Origin of the sequence: Synechococcus sp. A18-25c (assembly GCF_014280035.1) — a bacterium.
GTDB lineage: Bacteria > Cyanobacteriota > Cyanobacteriia > PCC-6307 > Cyanobiaceae > Synechococcus_C.
In genome coordinates this window covers 1000270-1018870 of sequence record NZ_CP047957.1, presented here as the reverse complement: position 1 = coordinate 1018870, position 18601 = coordinate 1000270, and the positions used below count along the sequence as shown (strand labels likewise).

25 protein-coding genes, 1 tRNA gene and 1 pseudogene are annotated in these 18601 nt (G+C 55.8%); 11 read left to right on the top strand and 16 right to left on the bottom strand.

The window, feature by feature from the left end; all coding sequences use genetic code 11:
* Positions 1-20 precede the first annotated feature (20 nt).
* The 4 genes from SynA1825c_RS05575 to SynA1825c_RS05560 form a co-directional block, all read right to left on the bottom strand.
* Positions 21-635, bottom strand: a complete 615-nt coding sequence (locus SynA1825c_RS05575) for a L,D-transpeptidase (RefSeq protein ID WP_370523213.1) — start codon at positions 633-635, stop codon at positions 21-23.
* A 226-nt stretch (positions 636-861) separates the two neighbouring features.
* Positions 862-1842 (bottom strand): pentapeptide repeat-containing protein, encoded by a 981-nt coding sequence (locus SynA1825c_RS05570; RefSeq protein ID WP_186470648.1) that lies wholly within the window; start codon positions 1840-1842, stop codon positions 862-864.
* A gap of 275 nt (positions 1843-2117) precedes the next feature.
* Complete coding sequence (locus SynA1825c_RS05565) at positions 2118-2720, bottom strand: peptidase (protein WP_370593783.1); 603 nt, start codon at positions 2718-2720, stop codon at positions 2118-2120.
* 77 nt (positions 2721-2797) lie between these two features.
* Positions 2798-3289: a DUF2214 family protein gene (locus tag SynA1825c_RS05560; protein WP_186470647.1), complete on the bottom strand. Its 492-nt coding sequence runs from the start codon at positions 3287-3289 to the stop codon at positions 2798-2800.
* 242 nt (positions 3290-3531) lie between these two features.
* Here SynA1825c_RS05560 and SynA1825c_RS05555 point away from each other — a divergent pair, with 242 nt between their 5' ends.
* The 5 genes from SynA1825c_RS05555 (at position 3532) to SynA1825c_RS05535 (ending at position 6128) form a co-directional block, all read left to right on the top strand.
* Positions 3532-4458 carry a sigma-70 family RNA polymerase sigma factor gene (locus SynA1825c_RS05555; protein WP_186470646.1) on the top strand — a complete coding sequence of 309 codons (927 nt, stop codon included), beginning with the start codon at positions 3532-3534 and terminating at the stop codon, positions 4456-4458.
* A 93-nt stretch (positions 4459-4551) separates the two neighbouring features.
* On the top strand, positions 4552-4941 hold the full coding sequence (locus tag SynA1825c_RS05550) for a YkvA family protein (RefSeq protein WP_186470645.1): 390 nt from the start codon (positions 4552-4554) through the stop codon (positions 4939-4941).
* The gene (locus SynA1825c_RS05545) at positions 4938-5273 is read left to right on the top strand and encodes a hypothetical protein (RefSeq protein WP_186470644.1); all 336 of its coding nucleotides are present in this window, start codon (positions 4938-4940) and stop codon (positions 5271-5273) included. Before SynA1825c_RS05550 ends, SynA1825c_RS05545 begins: the two co-directional genes overlap by 4 nt.
* Before the next feature lie 40 nt (positions 5274-5313).
* Positions 5314-5565, top strand: a complete 252-nt coding sequence (locus tag SynA1825c_RS05540) for a hypothetical protein (protein ID WP_186470643.1) — start codon at positions 5314-5316, stop codon at positions 5563-5565.
* 5 nt (positions 5566-5570) lie between these two features.
* Positions 5571-6128, top strand: coding sequence for a phosphate-starvation-inducible PsiE family protein (locus tag SynA1825c_RS05535; RefSeq protein ID WP_255478459.1), 558 nt, complete (start codon positions 5571-5573; stop codon positions 6126-6128).
* Here SynA1825c_RS05535 and SynA1825c_RS05530 read toward each other — a convergent pair.
* Positions 6091-6540: pseudogene (locus tag SynA1825c_RS05530) on the bottom strand (Nif11 domain/cupin domain-containing protein); the annotation flags it as partial. The gene SynA1825c_RS05535 and the pseudogene SynA1825c_RS05530 sit on opposite strands and share 38 nt — an antisense overlap.
* A gap of 128 nt (positions 6541-6668) precedes the next feature.
* Here SynA1825c_RS05530 and SynA1825c_RS05525 point away from each other — a divergent pair.
* A complete protein-coding gene (locus SynA1825c_RS05525) occupies positions 6669-6998 on the top strand; it encodes a c-type cytochrome (RefSeq protein ID WP_186470641.1) in 330 nt (109 codons plus the stop codon).
* Here the strand turns inward: SynA1825c_RS05525 and SynA1825c_RS05520 are convergent.
* The gene (locus SynA1825c_RS05520) at positions 6974-7243 is read right to left on the bottom strand and encodes a YciI family protein (RefSeq protein WP_186470640.1); all 270 of its coding nucleotides are present in this window, start codon (positions 7241-7243) and stop codon (positions 6974-6976) included. The genes SynA1825c_RS05525 and SynA1825c_RS05520 overlap by 25 nt on opposite strands.
* A 94-nt stretch (positions 7244-7337) precedes the next feature.
* On the opposite strand from SynA1825c_RS05520, the gene SynA1825c_RS05515 reads away from it, so the two are divergent.
* Positions 7338-7709, top strand: a complete 372-nt coding sequence (locus tag SynA1825c_RS05515) for an AbrB family transcriptional regulator (protein WP_186470639.1) — start codon at positions 7338-7340, stop codon at positions 7707-7709.
* 3 nt (positions 7710-7712) lie between these two features.
* On the opposite strand, the gene trpA is transcribed toward SynA1825c_RS05515, so the two are convergent.
* Genes trpA through ndhL form a run of 3 tightly spaced genes read right to left on the bottom strand, consistent with a single transcriptional unit; the run spans position 7713 to position 9152 of the window.
* Entirely contained in the window at positions 7713-8519 is an 807-nt protein-coding gene (gene trpA, locus SynA1825c_RS05510; RefSeq protein WP_186470638.1) for a tryptophan synthase subunit alpha, read from the bottom strand.
* A gap of 45 nt (positions 8520-8564) precedes the next feature.
* Positions 8565-8903 (bottom strand): DUF3007 family protein, encoded by a 339-nt coding sequence (locus SynA1825c_RS05505; RefSeq protein ID WP_186470637.1) that lies wholly within the window; start codon positions 8901-8903, stop codon positions 8565-8567.
* 3 nt (positions 8904-8906) lie between these two features.
* On the bottom strand, positions 8907-9152 hold the full coding sequence (gene ndhL / locus SynA1825c_RS05500) for an NAD(P)H-quinone oxidoreductase subunit L (RefSeq protein WP_186470636.1): 246 nt from the start codon (positions 9150-9152) through the stop codon (positions 8907-8909).
* 63 nt (positions 9153-9215) lie between these two features.
* On the opposite strand from ndhL, the gene SynA1825c_RS05495 reads away from it, so the two are divergent.
* The 3 genes from SynA1825c_RS05495 to SynA1825c_RS05485 all read left to right on the top strand — a co-directional run bounded on the left by SynA1825c_RS05495 (position 9216) and on the right by SynA1825c_RS05485 (position 13727).
* Positions 9216-9304, top strand: a tRNA-Leu gene (locus SynA1825c_RS05495).
* 79 nt (positions 9305-9383) lie between these two features.
* Entirely contained in the window at positions 9384-12077 is a 2694-nt protein-coding gene (locus tag SynA1825c_RS05490) for a glucosidase (protein WP_186470635.1), read from the top strand.
* Between the two features lie 51 nt (positions 12078-12128).
* Positions 12129-13727, top strand: a complete 1599-nt coding sequence (locus tag SynA1825c_RS05485; RefSeq protein ID WP_186470634.1) for a GMC oxidoreductase — start codon at positions 12129-12131, stop codon at positions 13725-13727.
* Here the strand turns inward: SynA1825c_RS05485 and SynA1825c_RS05480 are convergent, their stop codons facing one another.
* Both SynA1825c_RS05480 and SynA1825c_RS05475 read right to left on the bottom strand, forming a co-directional pair.
* Positions 13728-14219, bottom strand: a complete 492-nt coding sequence (locus tag SynA1825c_RS05480; RefSeq protein WP_186470633.1) for a DoxX family protein — start codon at positions 14217-14219, stop codon at positions 13728-13730. It lies immediately after the preceding gene.
* A 60-nt stretch (positions 14220-14279) separates the two neighbouring features.
* Positions 14280-15080 (bottom strand): VOC family protein, encoded by an 801-nt coding sequence (locus SynA1825c_RS05475; protein ID WP_255478458.1) that lies wholly within the window; start codon positions 15078-15080, stop codon positions 14280-14282.
* Positions 15081-15246: 166 nt separating this feature from the next.
* Here SynA1825c_RS05475 and SynA1825c_RS05470 point away from each other — a divergent pair, with 166 nt between their 5' ends.
* Entirely contained in the window at positions 15247-16023 is a 777-nt protein-coding gene (locus SynA1825c_RS05470; protein WP_186471046.1) for an SDR family NAD(P)-dependent oxidoreductase, read from the top strand.
* Here the strand turns inward: SynA1825c_RS05470 and SynA1825c_RS05465 are convergent.
* The 5 genes from SynA1825c_RS05465 to SynA1825c_RS05445 are packed head-to-tail and all read right to left on the bottom strand — an operon-like array spanning position 15998 to position 18593.
* Positions 15998-16432: a heme-binding protein gene (locus SynA1825c_RS05465; RefSeq protein WP_255477080.1), complete on the bottom strand. Its 435-nt coding sequence runs from the start codon at positions 16430-16432 to the stop codon at positions 15998-16000. The two genes, SynA1825c_RS05470 and SynA1825c_RS05465, sit on opposite strands and share 26 nt — an antisense overlap.
* Positions 16433-16442: 10 nt before the next feature.
* Entirely contained in the window at positions 16443-16709 is a 267-nt protein-coding gene (locus SynA1825c_RS05460; protein ID WP_186470631.1) for a Nif11-like leader peptide family natural product precursor, read from the bottom strand.
* 4 nt (positions 16710-16713) lie between these two features.
* Positions 16714-17178: a RidA family protein gene (locus tag SynA1825c_RS05455; protein ID WP_186470630.1), complete on the bottom strand. Its 465-nt coding sequence runs from the start codon at positions 17176-17178 to the stop codon at positions 16714-16716.
* Entirely contained in the window at positions 17144-18118 is a 975-nt protein-coding gene (locus tag SynA1825c_RS05450) for an SMP-30/gluconolactonase/LRE family protein (protein ID WP_186470629.1), read from the bottom strand. Before SynA1825c_RS05450 ends, SynA1825c_RS05455 begins: the two co-directional genes overlap by 35 nt.
* Before the next feature lie 13 nt (positions 18119-18131).
* Positions 18132-18593, bottom strand: a complete 462-nt coding sequence (locus SynA1825c_RS05445) for a cupin domain-containing protein (protein WP_186470628.1) — start codon at positions 18591-18593, stop codon at positions 18132-18134.
* Positions 18594-18601 lie beyond the last annotated feature (8 nt).

Below are 18601 nucleotides of genomic sequence, written 5' to 3'. Positions count from 1 at the left end.
ATCATCACAGTGCCTGGGCATCAAGGGGTGCATGGCGTGTCGGAATGGATCACCACTTCGTCACCCAACTGCACCGTTTTAAGCAAAGCAGCCATTACAGACTGATTCACATTGATGCAACCACCGGTGATGGCTTGACCCACGCGCGAGTCATCGTTGGTTCCGTGGATCGCAAAGCTGTACCAGCGGAATTGACCGTCGTACGTGTTGAAGCGAAAAGGCTGAGGCGTGGCTGGAACGGGAGCAAGGCTGACGTAACCGATTCCGTACTCACCGGTTTCACCGTCACCCTTGAAATCAATCGCACTCATATTGCGGAAGAGGTTCTCGCGCAGGTAGGCCTCACTCTTTCCAGATAACTTGACGAGATCAGGGTCCATGGCAAAGCGATCAGCGCTGAGAATCGCATTCACCCTGAACGTTCCCAACGGAGTCCAGCCTTCCTCAAAGCGCGTTCCTGCACAGGCGATGCCGTTGCGACCGAAGCCCACCTGGAAGCGCTTCGACTCAACTCCTGTCACCCCTTCACCGGTGCTGGCTGCAGGATCAGCGCCATCGAGCTGAATACGAATCACCTCAGCCGCATCTCCGTCGGCAGATGGAGCGGAACCAGACCCGGCGCAGCTGGTCACAATCCCCGCAAAAGCTGCAAATGTCAGTGCTCGCAGAACGGTGCTGTATTGCAACCTGTTTGCGATCTTCACGGTCTACCTTCAATCACTACAGCAACGCTAGCGAGGATGGAACTACCGGCTCGAATCCAGAACGAATCGACGAATAAAAACATAAATTGACCATGCAAAACACTGAGGCTTATCCTTTACCCCAAGTGTTTCGAACAACTTTGTCAACACGAATGAATCATAATTGAATAGGAATTTGCTGATCACCCAAGCATGGAAGACTCATTGTATTCGTACTGCCATCAGGACAGACCGTATTGGTCCAGACAGCATCTGACAATGTGGCATTTCTAATTTCAGCGCCCCTCAGGTCCACACCATCAAAGATTGTGCCGCTTAAATCAGAATCAGTAAAATCCACATCACGAAAATCAACACCAGTAGCACGTGCATTGCCAAGATCTGCCCCTTTAAAACTTGCCTGATTGAATGCAGATTCAATCAACGTCGACTCTTCAAGGCGCGCATCACAAAAACAAGACCCCTCTCCTTCAACATTGACCATTGACGCCCCTTCGAGAAATGTATTGAAAAACATTGTTGAGAATATCTTGGCTTCTTTAAGAGTTACATCTCTCAGATTTGCATACGTCAGGTTCGCCCCTCTCAAATCGGATTGATTAAACTTTGAATCCCTCAAATCTGCCTTGATCCCATTCAGTCTTCGCATATCGGAGCCAGAAAAATCCACAAACCTAAAACCGCTGTATTGGATACTCGCCGAATAGAGGATCGAGTCTTGAAAAATAGCCGACCAAACATTTTGACTCCGCATTTCAGCATTCGTAAAATCACTTCTTGAAAAATCACCGCGTGCAAGCATGAGTGAATCAAAATCCCAACCGCGGAAGTTTTGATCCTGTGCTGCCGACCAGTCGACAACCCGGCGTCTAAATGGATCAGGCAACAATGGGCGATAGGGTTCATCCCCAAAAATCCCAGATCGCACGACTTGGGAAGGGTCCCAAGAACTGCAAACAGAGTCCGCTTCTAATTCGGACCTCACCTCCATCTCGCGGTCGACTTCAGACGGAGCAGCGAGGCCTGTCAGTGGGTCTGAGATGGACTTCGAGCTGTCGGGTGTAGCAGATTGTGTTTCGTAGCCATCGACCACATCAAGTGGCAGCCTGTATTCATAAATCCAATTAGTAACACCCATGGAGATCAAACTTTTACATCAAATCAATAGCAAATTTGACTCACTGCCGAAATTCAATGTGGCCAAACGATCACACGCATAGCCAGAATCAAGACGAAGACGATGCCGCAATTTCGTAAACGCCTAATCCCTCACAAAACTGAACCAATAAGCTTCTCTAAACAGCAAGATTTGGATTAAAAAATTTTGCGCACCCATTGCTTTGTTAACTAGACGAGATAGCAGTCCTGGTTTTGAAACTGCTGTCCGAGAAAGGGTCAGCGCACCAGCTTGGATCAGCGTGGCGATTCAACGTCATCGCGAGACGCTTCTGGCTCAACCTCAGCACCAAAGCGTGTCGGCTGCTGACGCAGCCAATCCAACGTTCGTCGATCGCCATCCGACGGCCTCAGCACCGGCGCAGCACCTTGCACCGGCGCCAAAGCATCGGCGGGAGTATCGCTATGCCCCCAAAGACCAAATGCATGGCCAAGCTCGTGCAAAGCCGTGGCTTGAAGCGACTGCGCACGCAGTTCGGGAGACACCAAAACCGTGACGCGTGGCTCCAATCTCCACACATCCTGGCGACGCACCTCCAGGATTTGAAGCAAAGCACGACCGTTACTAGCTCTCCACTGGCCAGCGACGTCACGCAACGGTGGTCGCCGGCGCTCCACGCGCACATGCGCTTGACGCGGATCCTCGACCCGCGTGATCGGCAGCAGCGTTGACCATGCGCTCAACGCTTGATCGACACTGTTGATCCAGCGCTGCTCCCAGCGATCGGGTTCAAGGCCACTGGAGGGTTCGACCCAGACGCACCACCGGGGCAGGGAAGGAATGCCGAACCGAGATGTGGCCAAACTGGTTCCATATCCAGGTGCCTGAGCAGCTGACAAGGCATTCAGCGTTTCACCCTCCAGAATCCTGACGTCTTGGGCTGGAGGGCAGACTTCAGCAGGAATCACTGAACGATCTAAACCGCAGGAAGTCCGACACCTCGCGCCATCAGTGTTGCCAACAGGGGCACCAGAGCAAAACCCACCAGCTCCACATTGATGATCCAGCCCAGACGGGTGGCCAGGGCTTCACTGACATTGGGAAGTTCACCTTTGCGCAAAGGAATTGCCCAGAGGATGTAAGTGACGGTGGGATAAAGCGAGAGACCACCAACGCTCAGGTAGAGGCCAACCTTCCACCAAAACAAGGGGTTCTGGGTGTAGAACTCACTCCCCTGACCGAAGTAGAGCACCCGGAAGATCCCACTCACCAGCAGGGCCAATGCGGCGATGCCATAGATGATGTCGGTGATCACCATGGTGGTGGCTGTCCGTCGATCAGGGTCAGGACGGATTAGTCGGCGCTCAACCACCAGTGCTGCAAAGCAGAGCATGAAGCTCAGGTAATGCACGTAGGCCACGCCAGCACTCTTGGCGATTTCTGGAGTCAGCACAGTGGCCAGTGGCATGGAATCAGTGCGATAACCAGTGGTGACAGTAGCGACTGCATGGATTGACCGGCGTCAACACGCCAACGAGCAGACGCGCGTGCCTTGAAGAAACCTGAAGCAATTTCGATCACACTCCGAACAAAATCGAAATTCGGAACAAATTCAAAATTACGTCTAAAATGTGAATTCCGCAGTCTTTATTACACGCGCAAAATGAAAAGACATTCGCCCTAGGTTCAAAGAACCCAAGGCAACATGTGATGGTGAGCTCCCTGAGTGCATTTCTCGGCGAGATTGGCAGACATCAACTTCTGACACCTGAACAGGAGCTCACCATGGGCCGCAAAGTGCAGGCCATGGTTGCTCTAACAGAACGCTGCCATCTTGCCGGAGGGAGCGGTCCGGCATGTTGCTACAACGATGAAGAGAAACGAACAATTAAGCGTGGAGAAAAAGCCAAGAACCACATGATCACTGCCAATCTCCGGCTCGTGGTCAACTTGGCAAAGCGGTATCAAGGCAAGGGGCTTGACCTTCTTGACCTGATTCAAGAAGGCACGCTGGGATTGACGCGTGCCGTCGAAAAATATGACCCAACTCGTGGACACCGTTTTTCTACCTATGCCTATTGGTGGATTCGCCAGGGGTTGAACCGAGCGCTATCGACACAAAGCCGCACCATTCGTATTCCCGTGAATGTGAATGAAAAGCTCACAAAATTAAGGGCGGCCAAGGCCCGGCTGATGCAGTCCAACGGCCTGTCACCCACAGCCCAGCAATTATCCGAAGCCATGGACCTTCCTCTCCATGAAGTGGAAGATCTTCTGGGTTGCGAGCTGCGCAGCGTGACCGTCAGCCTTCAGGGTGTTGTGAAGTCAAAATCCGATCCTTCTGAATTAGTGGATGTGCTTCCTAGCGACGAAATTCCACCGATGGAGCGTGCGGAAATTGCGGAGCGCACCGCTTCAGCCTGGAAGTTGTTGGACAAATCCAACCTCACCCCCAAAGAACGCACTGTGGTGATGCTGCGTTTTGGTCTCGATGGCAGCCATGAATGGCGCACCCTTGCCGAGGTGGCACGTCACATGAACTGCAGTCGTGAATACTGCCGTCAGGTCGTCCAACGCGCCCTGCGCAAACTGCGCAAAACAGGCGTTCAGCACGGTCTTGTGGAGATGAACGTCTGATCGGCAACCCGACCACGCTCCTGTCGGATTGCCTACCCATGCAATCCAGCAAAGGCGGGAGAATGGCGATGTCCGTTCCCTGCAGTCGTCACCATGGCCTTTGGCTCGAGTTCTGGCACGCCTGACTTCACGGCGGAGGCCATTGACGCTGAAGTGATTGACAGCGAGGTCATCGATGAGCCGGCGTTCAAACGACTGCTGCAGCAGGCCGGTCGATCGATTGCACGACCGGCCTTAGAAGCCATGGAGATGTTGCTGGATCCCAACACTCCGGCTCAGGCACGCCTGACCCTCCTTGCTGCGCTCACATACCTGCTGCTTCCAACAGATCTGGTGCCCGATTTTCTGCCTGTGGCTGGCTTCAGCGATGATCTCGTGGCGATCACGGCCGTTTTGGGTCTGTGCCGAAATCACATCACTCCCGAAATCCGTCAACGAGCGCAACGCAAACTGGATCGATGGTTCCCGATCGCTCATCCATGACTGTCTGGTCTCCCAAGCTTGAGGACGATCTGGCTTCCCTGCTGAAAGATTGGCTCAAACATCAGGGACGAACCCAGTCGGACCTTAGGCGCAGCCTGCGGGCCACCTCCACACGCATGCCAGCCCTGATGGAAGTGCTGGAACGGGATCACAGACTCGGTGGCATGCCACGCGTGGCCGCACGTCTCTGCGCCATTGAAGCGGAATGGGCCAGCAGTGACGGCGAGGGGACTGCCGCTTCAACAACACGCAAGGTGGCCAACCTCGACCCAGACCCCTTCGGCCAGCTGGACCTTCTCTTGCAGGAAATTCGAGACGACTGCGCCAGCTGATGACAATCCCAGGCAACATGGTGAAAACCATTGTTTTGACATGGCTCCGTTGATGCAACGACTGCTTGGCATCAGCCTGCTTGCAACAGGCTGCGCAGTCTTTTCCCAGGGAGCCCTGGCTTCCTCTGAAGTGTGGCTACTGGGTCCCAACAGCAAAACCGGCGCTGAAAGCACCGTCGTGCCCACCAACTGCGTGGAAGCTGCTGATGGTTCCGTCACCTGCGACACCAAGATCGTGAATCCTCCCGGTGATACTCCGGCCAAGCCTTACTACGACCCCTTTAACAACTGATCGACGTGGCTCACCAGCGCCCTAAACGTCGCAGCTTTCTGCAGTGGGTGGATGCCGGCGAAAAGCAGGTTGCCATCCTTCTCACCGTGATCACAGCCGTGGTGATCGCCGCGGCCATCGTGCAACTCACCATCCGCGTCGCTCTAGCCCTGATCACAACGGAACAGGATGCCTATTGGCTGGGTGATGGCTTGATCAGGATCCTCGGTGATTTACTCACCGTGCTGATTGCGCTGGAAGTTCTGCAGAACATCACCAGCTATCTGCGTCGCCATGTCGTGCAGATCGAGTTGGTGCTGGTCACAGCCCTCACTGCTGTGGCCCGAAAGGTGATTGTTCTGCCTGCATCCTCTGATGACAAGCCGCAATTGCTGGTCGGCATTGGCCTGTCCGCCATTGCACTGGCAGGCGCGTACTGGCTCGTCAAACGAGCGATGCAACCGGAGGGACGTCTGAACCATCCTTCCAGTAGAGAACCAGCCAGATCGTTCCAGGATCCGGATCGGTCCTCTCAACACGATGACGACGACCGGATGGCAACGTCAGCTGATCCCCGACACTGAGATCCACCCAAGCATCAGGATCCATCAGGCGCAAACGGGCACTGCCTTTGAGAATCGTGAGCCATTCATGCTCCTCCTGCTCATACCAAAAACCTTCAGGGCTGCTGGCTCCATTGGAGTGAATCCGCACCAAACGCCAGCCTTGGCCTGAACACAGCAGCTGCTCAACCTCCTCACCCGCCAGCGCCGCTGTTGATCTCAACAGGTTGTTGGAATCCGTGGGACCGGAGGGTTGTTCTCCCCAGCGGCGACCAATGCTGTAGCCCCACTCCGCAGCGAGTGTCACCACCGCATTGTGATCAGAGCAGGCCGCCAGCAACCGACGCCGCTCGTCGTCCGTCTCAAGGCTGCTCACCAAAGCATTGAGTTGTTCAACTTTGTGCAGAAAGCGGTTTAGATCGTCCTCCGCCATCAAGCCTTTCCTCGGAGTGGAGCCAATCCTGCCAAGCCAGTGCCGCGATCCAAGCCAGTGCCGACTTCCGAAACAGCTCTCACCGAGCTGCCGCCAGGCACACTGAACACAACAACAGAGGTGGATGCATGCTCTCGTTGATCATGTCGGTGATGCTGGCGTTGGCACTGCTTTGGCCTACTGAGACCCTTGCGCTTCCCCCATCAGGTGCAGACCTCTTCGATCTCCACTGTGCGGGGTGCCACCCCAATGGCGGAAACATTATCCGTCGGGGAAAGACGTTGAAACTGAAGGCCCTGGAGAAACAAGGCATCAACAATGCGGAGGCAATCGCTGCGATCGCCCGCACAGGCATCGGTCAAATGAGCGGTTATGCCGAGGCTCTCGGTGAAGGCAATGAAGTCATCGTCGCCGATTGGATCTGGGAACAAGCTCAAAATGCCTGGATCCAGGGATAAACGTCTAATTGGGTCCAGATTCCTTCTCGCCAATACACATCGGCCTCTAACAACGCACGGACGCTGGAGAGGGAGTCTGACTCAAACACTCCAAACACATGGGTGCTTCCTTCCGTGGGTCCCAGTGTGATCAGAGTTCCGCTTTCTTTGAGCTGGTTCAGACGATTGAGATGCTCATCTCGAAAGGGCTCTCTTTTTTGAAGAGCATTTTCGCAATAGGTTCCCCAGAGCACAAAGCGAGCCATAGTTTCGTCGTCAAGTGGCACTTAAGCGCCTAAAAGAATGGCACATGGTGCATACCAACAGCTATGTTCATAAAGTTGATGTTTTTAAAAAATCATGCTCACAGGCAGCGATCTGCTGAACAAGGTCAAGGAACTTGGTGATGTCAGCAAGTCCGATCTCGTCCGTGCCTGTGGCTATGTCTCTGACAAGAAGAATGGTGGTGAGCGTCTCAACTTCACAGCGTTCTACGAAGCTCTGCTTGAAGCCAAGGGAGTCAATCTCGGTCCAACCGGTACCAGCGTTATCGGCAAAGGTGGTCGCAAACTCTCCTACGTCGCGACAGTTCAAGGCAACGGCAATCTCTTGATTGGTAAGGCCTACACCGCCATGTTGGATCTCCAACCCGGTGATGAGTTTGAGATCAAATTGGGGCGCAAGCAAATTCGCTTGGTTCCTGTTGGCGGCGCGGACGAAGACGACGAATGATCCTCAGCCGGCAGCAGCGCGAAGCTCTTGGCAAAATTCACCCGCCTCTGCCGCTGCGCAACCTGGTTGTGCAGCGGCAATGCGTTTCACCAGCGCACTGCCGACAATGGCGCCATCAGCGCCCCACTCGCGCACTTGTCGCACCTGGTCGGGTCCGGAAATCCCAAAACCAACGGCCACCGGTCCACTATCACAGCCCTTCAGGGATCCAACCAGCTGTCCCACACGATCTTGCATGGATGCCCGTTCACCTGTGACACCCGTGACGCTCACCAAATAAGTGAAACCGCGACTGGAGGTAGCGATGCGCTGCATCCGCTGCTCCGGCGTTGTGGGGGCAACCAGAAGCACCAGATCCAGGCCTTGTTCTGATGCCAAGGGAGACAGACGTTCCGCTTCCTCGAGAGGAAGATCCGGCACCACCAAACCGGCAACACCGGCGGCTGCCGCTTCAGAGAAAAACCGTTCCGGGCCGCGATTGAGCAAGGGATTGCTGTATGTGAACAGCACCACAGGCATCGTGAGCCTGTCGCGCAATCCCTGCAGCATCTCAAGCACCCTCACAGGTGTTGTCTTCTGCTCGAGTGCACGGTGCGCCGCGGCCTGGATCACCGGTCCATCGGCCAATGGGTCGCTATAGGGGATACCCAGTTCAACAACATCAGCACCATGGGCCTGAAGACTGAGCAGCACATCAGCCGTGCTCTGCAGATCAGGGTCACCGGCCATCACGAATGGCATCAGCGCCAGTCGCTGCTCACGGGCAGTCTTCACGAAGACCTCGGCAATGCGTGAGGGCTGAACGGTCACAGACTCAGGTTGGACGATGCAGGCGAGCCTAGGTGGCGGCTGAGTTCACTCCGCCGCCGATTCAGTTGGATCCGCAGAAATCGAAGCCATCAGAGCCTCCTGTTCCTCTGGGCTCAAGGCATCAAAGCGCTCCTGCAGCTGTTGCGCCGTGAGTTGGTCGTACTCACTGCGATAACGCCGTCGCTGCTGCATGTAAGTCATGCGACCGGTCACCACACGGAACAGATAGGAACTAGTCCAGACAACGACCACAACAACCAGCAGAGCTTCGGCTGCAATCCCAGCCGAAAATCCCTCCAGACCCAAAGCTTCAAACAGCCAGTAACCAAGTCCTCCGGCAGCGAGCAGGCCCAGTCCAAGTTTCAGAACTCCAGCACGCGTCAACGATCAGACCTCACCCTGACCGCTAAGGCGGAAATTCAGGAAGGGGGCGAAGAGAATCATCCCCGGGAAAAACAGAAACACCAATCCATAGATGCCCAGGCGCTCAACTTTGCCCATGACGGTCCAGCGTTTGTTCATCCAGAGGAGAAGAAACAAAGGCACCACCACCAGATAAGCAGCGCCGAGAGCTGCGTAGGCAGCAATCACAAGAAGGGTGTCCAGGGAAACCGCGTTCAGAAGAGTCTCCATGGTCACTACAGAAGGCTGTTCGTGGAGGAATCTAGGATGCCGGTACGGGGCCGGTGTGCACCGGGGGGCGTGGCGGAATCGGTAGACGCACGCGACTTAAAATCGCTTGGGATGGAAGTCCTGTGGGGGTTCAAGTCCCCCCGCCCCCACCACCGCCTGCGTTGGGAGCAGAACCTTGGTGGGCAATCTTCGACACCCTCAGTAGTTTCTGAGCATCAGGGTGTCCTGTCGATGTCGACTTCTGCGATTTCCAACGCAACGATCGGAGAGACACCGGCTGAAGGTCTGCGTTGCCGTGAACGGGATGAAGGGCATCAGCCATGGGATCGATGGGGAACCTATTTGAGTGACCGGCAATGGGGCACGGTCCGTGAGGACTATTCCGCCGATGGCAATGCCTGGAATGCCTTCCCCTTCGACCACAGCCACCTGCGCAGTTACCGCTGGGGAGAGGACGGTCTTCTCGGACTCACCGATGAACACTGCCTGCTCTGTTTCGCGCCAGTGCTCTGGAATGGCCAGGACCCGATTCTGAAGGAACGCCTGTTCGGACTGGGCAATCCCGAAGGCAACCACGGGGAAGACATCAAGGACACGATGTATCACCTAGCCGGAACACCAACCGGCAGCTACTCCAAAGCGCTCTATCGCTACCCACAGCAGAGTTTTCCTTATCAACAGCTGCGCGATGAAAACCGCCGCCGCAGTCGCGAGGAGAAGGAATATGAGTTGGTCGACACAGGCATCTTCTCCAGCAATCACTTTTTCGATGTCGAAGTTGAGTACGCCAAAGCTTCACCCGAGGATGTACTGATCCGGCTCACCATCACCAACCAGGGTCCGGATCAAGCACCCCTGCACCTCCTACCGTCGCTGTGGTTCCGCAACACCTGGAGCTGGGGAGATCGTGACCATGGCCGACCCCACCTTCGGCTTCAGGGCAATCGCCTCGTCAGCGATGCCACCGAAGGGTTGGCCTCTTACAACCTGAGCTGCAGTGAACAGGGCCATTGGTTGTTCACGGAAAACGAAACCAACACGGACCGTCTGTATGGACAAGCGCTTCAACAGCCCTACGTGAAAGATGCCTTTCACCGCTACCTGATTGAGGACGAGCACCACGCAATCAATCCGGCACAGACAGGAAGCAAAGCAGCGCTCCACCTCCAACGCACACTCGATCCTGGGGAAATCTGGAGCGTGGATCTGCGCTTAAGCAGGCACGACCACCAGGGAAACAAGGCCCCTGAACCGACCGAAACCACCGCCTTCAATGGCTTGATTGAGCAACGCCGGAAGGAGTGGCAGGCCTATCTCCAGTGGGTGGCCCCTGGACTTAACGAGGAAGATCGCGCGATCCATGCCTCGGCCGCTGCGGGTTTGTTCTGGTGCCGCAAGTACTACGACTGGTACGTGGCCCGATGGCTGCGCGGAGACAGCAATGCTCCGAGACCGCCGGAAGAACGCTGGCACACCGAAAACGCCTATTGGCGAAATCTGCGGGCCCGAGACATCATCTCGATGCCCGACTGTTGGGAGTACCCCTACTTCTGCCAGTGGGACCTGATGTTCCATGCGGTGGCCTTCGCCGAAATCGATCCGGGTGAGGCGAAACGGCAGTCACGCATGCTTCGCCAAGCCTCATATACCGCCAATAACGGTCAATCCCCTGCCTATGAGTGGGCACTCTCAGACGCCAACCCACCGATCGGCGCTTGGGCGGCACTGCGCATCTTCCAAATAGCGAAACGCCGTGACGGCGTCAACGACTACCCCTTTCTGCGCGCCAGCCTGCGGGAGCTCTTGCTGGAGTACGGATGGTGGGCCAACCGGACCGATCGCAACGGCGACAGCTTGTTCGAGGGAGGCTTCCTCGGACTCGACAACATCGCCATTTTCGATCGGCGCTACCCGCTCAAAGACGGCAGCCGAATTGAACAATCCGATGGCACTGCCTGGATGGGAATGCTCAGCCTCAACATGCTTGAGGCTTGTGTTCTGCTCTCAGAAGACCGGGCGGAATACAAGAGTTTGTGTGACCGCTTCGTGGCGGACTTCAGCCGGCTTACCTACGCCTTAAACAGCCCCAGTGGCAGGGGATATGTGAACTGGGATGAGCAGGACGGCTTCTATTACGACGTGCTCAAGCGACCCGACGGCAGCACCGACTACCTGCGCACCCGTTCACTCAGCGGCCTCATTCCGTTGCTTGCGATCGCGACGTTTGACCAGCAGACGGTGGACTCGATTCCCTCCCTGGACGTCAGCAAATACCTGAGAGATCTGGGTCGCGAACGCGGAGCCGAATTTGATTCGATTGCCCATCTGGGATCCTGGCACCATGGCCGGGTTCTGTTTTCGATCGTTCCGCCGCAACGGCTCCGACGCATTCTCACCAGGGTGTTCGACGAAGATGAATTCCTCTCTCCGTACGGCATCCGCAGCCTGTCCAAGGTCTACGAAAAAACCCCTTACAGCTACCAACAGGGCGACGACTACGCCACGATCAGCTACAGCCCTGCTGATAGCCCTGTCGCCATGTTTGGAGGCAATTCCAACTGGCGCGGCCCCGTTTGGATGCCAATCAACTACCTGCTCATCGAAGCCCTGCAGAAATTCGGCCATCACTTTGGTGACGATTTCAAAATGGAATTCCCAACTGGATCGGGGCGGCACCTCAATCTGTGGGAGATCTCGCTTGAACTGGAAGAGCGTTTAGTCGGCATCTTCCGTCGGGATGGCGACGGACGCAGAGCTTTTAACGGTGAGGTGGAGTTGTTTCAAAAGGATCCAGAGTGGCGTGATCTCTTTCTATTTAATGAATATTTTCATGGCTGCAGCGGTGCTGGGGTTGGAGCAAGTCACCAGACGGGATGGACCGGAGTGGTGGTCAAAATGATCACGCAACTCCAACGTTGGCGCTGACGTCATGAAGTGATCTCTCTAACGTTCAGCAGAATCCCTGGGCACGTCGTTATGGATCACGCCACCCATGCCGCTCGTCGCCAAACATCGATCGAACCGCAAAGTGATCACTACAACGTGGTGATCATTGGCAGTGGCGCGGGTGGAGGCTCTCTCGCCAGAGCTCTAGCGGATTCCGGTCACTCAATCTTGATCCTGGAACGTGGTGGTTGGTTGCCCAGGGAACCTCAGAACTGGGACCCAGTTGAGGTGTTTCAGAACGATCGCTACGTCTCAGAGGACCCGTGGCAAGACAAACACGGAAAGACGTTTCAACCAGGCAGTCATTACTTCGTGGGCGGTGCCTCAAAGATGTATGGAGCTGCTCACTTCAGGCTGCGCGAGAGGGATTTCGAATCGGTGATGCATGTCGACGGTGAATCACCGGAATGGCCTCTGAAATACGACGTGTTCGAGCCGTACTACCGCAAAGCCGAAGAGTGGTACCACGTGCATGGCCTTCGCGGCGAAGACCCCACCGAACCACCGGCATCCTCTGACTACCCCTATGCGCCGATCAAGCATGAACCGCGCATGCAGAAATTGGTTGATGACCTGCGATCAGCAGGCCTTCATCCCTTTCACGCACCAACGGGAGTCGCCCTCAACGAAGCCAATCCCGCCTTCAGTGCATGTGTGCGCTGCAATCGCTGCGATGGATTTCCCTGTCTAGTGCAGGCCAAGGGTGATGCCGAGGTGATGGGTGTTCGCCCGGCACTGGATCACGACAATGTCTTCTTGCTCACAGATGCTGAGGTGCTTCGACTGAACACCAATGAGAGTGGGCGAGAAGTCACGGACGTGGTGGTGAACTACCAGGGGCAGGAACGTCGCTTCAAAGGAGACATTGTGGTGGTCTCTGCTGGAGCTGCCAATTCAGCACGTCTGCTGCTGATGTCAGCGAACGACGCCCATCCCCGAGGACTTGCCAACAGCTCCGATCAAGTGGGCAGAAATTACATGTACCACAACTGCAAGGCCTTGGTGGCACTGGCCCATGAGCCCAACACGACGGTGTTCCAAAAAACAGTTGCTCTGCATGACTGGTATTTCGGAGACAACGACTTCGATTTTCCGATGGGAAATGTGCAGATGACGGGTAAAACCAATGGAGCGATGATGAAAGGCTACAAACCGCGACTCACCGCTCTGGCCCCCACCTGGAGCATGGACAAGATCGCTGAACACTCGCTGGATTTCTGGTTGCAAACTGAGGATCTTCCACTGGCAAACAATCGAGTCACCATCAATTCCCAAGGACAGATCAAACTCGACTACACACCGACCAACACCAGGTCATCCAACGAGCTGGTCAACCGACTTGAGGGGCTGCTAGACAAGCTATACCTCAAAAATCACCTGGCCGAGCGTCAGGTGTATTTCGCCTCCTCGATGGACATTGCAGCAGTCGGCCATCAGTCAGGCACATGTCGCTTCGGCACGGATCCGAGCACCTCGGTGTTGGACCTCAACTGCCGCACCCACGATGTGGAGAATCTCTATGTGGTCGACACCAGTTTCTTCCCCAGCAGCTCAGCGGTGAATCCGTCGCTCACCGCCATTGCTAACGCCATCCGAGTGGCGGAACACCTCAAAGAGCGACTGAGCTGATCACCCCAATAAGACCTGAAGGCGTGGAACCACCAGCATCAAATCGATGCTGAAGGGTCCTCCGCCCGCGGTGATCAGCACAAAGCACATCACGACATACATTGCGGCTTTCTCCCAGCTCGGAGGTTCACCAACACCCATCGGTCCGGCGTAATCACCTTCTGGGATTTGAAATGGGTCAGGTGCAATAAACGGGAAGCCACTGGTAATTTCCAAAACCACGGCGTACAGCATCGAAACAGCAATAGCGACTGCTGCTAAGGGCGTCAGGAGCCCCGCAATCAGAGCAATCCCACCGGCCCACATGGAGAAGGCTGAGAGAAAACAAAGCCATGCCGGAGTCTTCATGGCCGTGGCCCAGGTGTTCAGGTTGCTGAGCTTGGGCCAACCGTGGCGGATGAACACCAGACCGGTGAACAGCCGCAGCACCAACAGACCAGCACCGGCAAGGCCTTCCGGCGCCGCAGGGACAATCAGAGAAACAAGATCCACTTGGCGTCGACCATTTTTCGAACGTTAGTGAGTTCGAGTCGGAAAAACTGAAGGATTCGCTTAAGAAGAAATCCACAGTCGGTGACCATCTGGGTCATTCAACTGGCGACCGGGTCCAGCCTCAGGGTCCTTGATCAGAATCTGCGCATACAAAGCATCCTGCGGCCGCAGCGCAGCCGCTGTGGGTTGCAACGGAGTGGGACTGAGATATCTCAAGAACTCAATTCCGCACGGCGTAGAACCACTCAATCCATGAATGGACACTTTGGGGTTGGTGACGCCATCAAGGCGTTCCTGTTCAACACCTTGATTAAGGGTGGCGTAGCGCAGTTGGAGGCCAAGCTCCACGCCGTAAAACATCAAACTTTGGTCGCTATCGCTGATCGCGATAGCCGTATGGTCGAGTCCCTGAAACAAAAGGGCGTCCGCCTCATGCCAACGCGGGTGCCCGAGTCCAGGAGGAAACCAGAGCAGCTCCATGGCATGACCAGCGGCATTGCGGAACTTCCATGCCCCCACTCCGTTGGGCAACCACTGCGGCGCTTCCGAGATCGGAGTCACGACAGGCATCAGCTGTTCTGCCGCACGCTGCAAATCACTCACCACAATCGCGACATGCTGGAACCAGAGACTGTTCGCAACCCCTGGGTGTCGCTGTTGGACGGGATCAACACCTTCGAAGGAGACATAGTCAAGGCACTCATCACCCAGTCGGTAGTGATGAATGGTGGCCTGTCCCTGGGTCAAGCCAAAGCGGCGTTGAAGGTCGTCCCCTTGCAGCAGAGCCTGTCCGTGATCCTCAACGCCGAGAAGCGCAAGGAGAGGATCGAGACACCCGGCCATAGGGAGAGAAAAAGCCACTCCCTGAACAAAAGGAGATTGGCACTGAACATCGACCACGAATGCGTCATCCCCGCTGACGTTGTCTTAGCGCCGTTTACGCACGAAACACTGCCGAGATCAGTGAAACCGGCTAATGAATGTTTGTTTGTTTCTGACCGCCATGACCACCCAGGTCCCAAAAGCGATGACCTCCCTTTGTCTGCGCGACAAGGTGATCATCGTGACCGGAGGCAATTCCGGTATTGGCAAGGCCATTGTCGAAGCCGTCGGTGCTCTGGGCGCCAAGGTGGTCATCGACTACCGCTCACATCCCGAGCGGACAGATGAGCTGATTGATGAGATTGGAGAACTGGGTGGTCAGGCCATCGGTGTTCAAGCGGACGTCGCCAAGTTGGACGACCTGCAACGCCTCGTGGATGTCGCGGTGAAGACCTTCGGCAAGGTCGACGTGATGGTGAACAACGCCGGAATCGAAACGCGCACATCAATTCTGGATACGACACCCGAAGACTTCGACAAGGTGATGAATGTCAATCTGCGGGGTGTGTTCTTTGCCACGCAGTACGCCGCCAAACAGATGATCGCCCAAGGCAGCGGGGGACGGATCATCAACATTTCGTCGGTGCATGAAGACTGGCCGATGCCCGACAACACCCCTTACTGCGTAGCCAAAGGCGGTGTGCGCATGATGACCCGCACGGCTGGTGTGGAACTGGCAGGCAAGGGTGTTTCCATCGTGAACGTCGGTCCTGGTGCAGTCGCAACGCCGATCAACGATTCCACAATGAACAACCCCGAACTGCTCGCCAAGCTCAACGCCGCCATTCCCATGGGCCGCATGGCGCAACCAGAGGAGATCGCTTCGGTGGTGGCGTTCCTCGCCAGTGACGGCGCCAGTTACATGACGGCCACCAGCGTCTTCGCCGATGGCGGCATCATGATGAGCAGTCCTGGTCTTTGAGCGCGAAAGCCTCAATCCCCGCTCGGGCGACCGCGGCATCTTGATCAGGCGTCATTCCTGACACCCCGATCGCCCCAACCACCACATCTTGATATCGCAACACCAGTCCGCCAGCCATCAAGGCGCAGGGCTGATGCAGCACAGCCTGTAACGACAGCAGGGCCATGCGGCCTGAGGCGATCGCTTGTTCCGCAGCAGCACTGTCTCCACCGGTCAGCGCTGCCGTGCGGGCTTTAGCGGCTGATGTCTCAACGCTGGCGATGGACGCACCGTCGAGCCGACGGAAGGAGAGCAGCACCCCCGAGGCATCCACGACCGCGATCGACACCCGTGCCGACAATTGCTGCGCCATGGCCTTAGCGGACTCGACGATGTGGTCGGCATCGGCAAGTTCGAGGCGGTGAATCATGTGCATCGGCTCAGGTCCATTGAATGGCCATCTTCCAGAGATGGCCCTCTAGCTCCACCCCAGCCGCCAAAGCCTCGAGAGCTTCACCTGGCAGTTTCAGCGTGGCTGATGCCTGATGCACCAGGATGTCGACCCCTGTGAACTGAAAGCCCATGGACTTCCCCATGGCTGCAATGTCGTCGAGACAAGCTGCTGTATGGAACTGGTCAAGCAACGCCTGATCACCTTTCACTTTGTGGAGGAAAGCTTCCAGCTGTGGATTCCCTGTGCTGGTCATAGCGTCAGTCCTTAATTGCAATGCAGGAGATTTCGATGCGGGCTCCAACCACCAATTTGCTGATGCCGATTACCGCACGGGAACAGTAATTATCTGGATCGGGGAAAAACTCTTGCCAGACAGCATCCATCTCCTCAATTTCATCAATATTGGTCATATAAACCACTGCCTGTCCCACATCGCGATAAGTGCATCCTGCTTCTTCAAGCACACCAAACACATTCTTCAGGCATTGGCGGGTGTGTTCCGCACTACCACCTTCTACCGTTTGATTGGTGGCTGGATCCACAGGCATTTGGCCTGAGACGAACACAAACTGTCCGATTTGGTAGCCCTGGCTGTAGCTAGCCACTGGCTGATTGGCATTTTGGGTGCGAATTGGATGACGGTCCAAAGGCATCGATGCAGATCGACTGTCTTTGTTGTAGCGACGTTTAAGGAAGTGCAGGGTGTTGGATCCCACGCGCATGCACATAGATGGAATACACCGCATCCCAACAGCAGAGAAACAGGCGGTTGCTGTGGATGCCGCCAAAACAGAGGTTCCCAACCAGACGGGGCGTGGCGATGCGTCCCAGCAAGGTCCCATCCGATGCAATGCAGTGAACGCCATTCCCGGCACTGCTCCAGATGTTGCCGTCGCTATCCACACGGATGCCATCGGCATTGCCGTTGTTCACCCGATAAAAATCGCGTCGACCCGAAATCTGCTGACCGCCATCCTCCACATCAAACACGTGGATGAGTCGATCTGGCTTAGGGGCGTCGTACTCCACCGGGGAACCGTTCAGACCCTCAGGTGCTGCTGTGTCCACGATGTAGAGGAGTGATTCATCGGGAGAGAAGGCAAGACCATTTGGGCCGACCACCTCATCGGGGTCCGTCATGGCCTTAAGGGATCCATCCGCAGGGTCAAAGCGATAGACCACAGCCGGTTGCACCGAATGCCGCCGTCCTCCCTCGTAATCATTCACGAGTCCATACAACGGATCGCTGAACCAGATCGTGCCGTCACTTTTCACCACCACATCATTGGGCGTGTTCAAAGGCTGACCCAGGTGGGAATCCACCAAATGAACAACACGACCGTTGTGCTCGGTGCGCAGCAAGGCCCGATGGCCATGACTGCAGGTCAACAGCCGTCCCTGGAGATCACGCGTTTGTCCATTTGGAAATCCAGCGTTGTGGCGGAACACGCTCAGACCATGGCTCTCATCCCACGACAAAATTCGATCATTGGGAATGTCAGAAACCAAAAGACGCTGCTGATCGCCGAACCAAACCGGACCCTCCAACCATCGACAACCACCAAAGAGACGTTCCAGCTGCGCATTGAATAGCACCAGAGACTTGAAACGCGGATCAACAACTTCGATCTTGGTTTCAACAAACTCGCTGCGAAAAACCATGACGACTTGCCGCTTACTTGAAGGATCCAGGAGGCAGATTTCGCCAGGCCTGATCATTCCGTTGAATGATCAGCTGAACGCAAGGTTCATCACCGACCTGCGCAGAAAGATGTCCTTGCCGGCCATCCGATGTTGCCCGACACCCCTGGTCACCTCCATAGGAATACTCACCAGCTTTCATGACCACTTTCGTGCCATCCATACTCTCCACAGACCAGGCACCTTTCAGGACGTAGATCCATTTCGGAACATGGTTCTCATGCCAGTCAGCAGTCCAACCAACGGGTAGATAGGTCACGAAGGCGTTGCCTTCCTTCATGAGATCACGAGAAAACTGGGGAGAATCACCGGGGCCCAGCTGACCAAGCTCAAAGGCGCTGATCGTGCACATTTGCTGACGACTGATGCCCTTGGCATCGGTATAGAGATGCCAGTAGCTTTCAGGCTCTGGAGCCAGACTGAAAGGGTCGGTCAAAAGTGACT

What these genes read in the sequence shown, in the direction of transcription:
- SynA1825c_RS05570 (WP_186470648.1), bottom strand. Translation starts at nt 1,842, where the DNA reads ATGGGTGTTACTAATTGGATTTATGAATACAGGCTGCCACTTGATGTG.
- SynA1825c_RS05560 (WP_186470647.1), bottom strand. Translation starts at nt 3,289, where the DNA reads ATGCCACTGGCCACTGTGCTGACTCCAGAAATCGCCAAGAGTGCTGGC.
- SynA1825c_RS05555 (WP_186470646.1), top strand. Translation starts at nt 3,532, where the DNA reads ATGGTGAGCTCCCTGAGTGCATTTCTCGGCGAGATTGGCAGACATCAA.
- SynA1825c_RS05550 (WP_186470645.1), top strand. Translation starts at nt 4,552, where the DNA reads ATGGCCTTTGGCTCGAGTTCTGGCACGCCTGACTTCACGGCGGAGGCC.
- SynA1825c_RS05545 (WP_186470644.1), top strand. Translation starts at nt 4,938, where the DNA reads ATGACTGTCTGGTCTCCCAAGCTTGAGGACGATCTGGCTTCCCTGCTG.
- SynA1825c_RS05540 (WP_186470643.1), top strand. Translation starts at nt 5,314, where the DNA reads ATGGCTCCGTTGATGCAACGACTGCTTGGCATCAGCCTGCTTGCAACA.
- SynA1825c_RS05525 (WP_186470641.1), top strand. Translation starts at nt 6,669, where the DNA reads ATGCTCTCGTTGATCATGTCGGTGATGCTGGCGTTGGCACTGCTTTGG.
- SynA1825c_RS05520 (WP_186470640.1), bottom strand. Translation starts at nt 7,243, where the DNA reads ATGGCTCGCTTTGTGCTCTGGGGAACCTATTGCGAAAATGCTCTTCAA.
- SynA1825c_RS05515 (WP_186470639.1), top strand. Translation starts at nt 7,338, where the DNA reads ATGCTCACAGGCAGCGATCTGCTGAACAAGGTCAAGGAACTTGGTGAT.
- ndhL (WP_186470636.1), bottom strand. Translation starts at nt 9,152, where the DNA reads ATGGAGACTCTTCTGAACGCGGTTTCCCTGGACACCCTTCTTGTGATT.
- SynA1825c_RS05490 (WP_186470635.1), top strand. Translation starts at nt 9,384, where the DNA reads ATGTCGACTTCTGCGATTTCCAACGCAACGATCGGAGAGACACCGGCT.
- SynA1825c_RS05485 (WP_186470634.1), top strand. Translation starts at nt 12,129, where the DNA reads ATGGATCACGCCACCCATGCCGCTCGTCGCCAAACATCGATCGAACCG.
- SynA1825c_RS05470 (WP_186471046.1), top strand. Translation starts at nt 15,247, where the DNA reads ATGACCTCCCTTTGTCTGCGCGACAAGGTGATCATCGTGACCGGAGGC.
- SynA1825c_RS05465 (WP_255477080.1), bottom strand. Translation starts at nt 16,432, where the DNA reads ATGATTCACCGCCTCGAACTTGCCGATGCCGACCACATCGTCGAGTCC.
- SynA1825c_RS05460 (WP_186470631.1), bottom strand. Translation starts at nt 16,709, where the DNA reads ATGACCAGCACAGGGAATCCACAGCTGGAAGCTTTCCTCCACAAAGTG.
- SynA1825c_RS05455 (WP_186470630.1), bottom strand. Translation starts at nt 17,178, where the DNA reads ATGCGCGTGGGATCCAACACCCTGCACTTCCTTAAACGTCGCTACAAC.
- SynA1825c_RS05450 (WP_186470629.1), bottom strand. Translation starts at nt 18,118, where the DNA reads ATGGTTTTTCGCAGCGAGTTTGTTGAAACCAAGATCGAAGTTGTTGAT.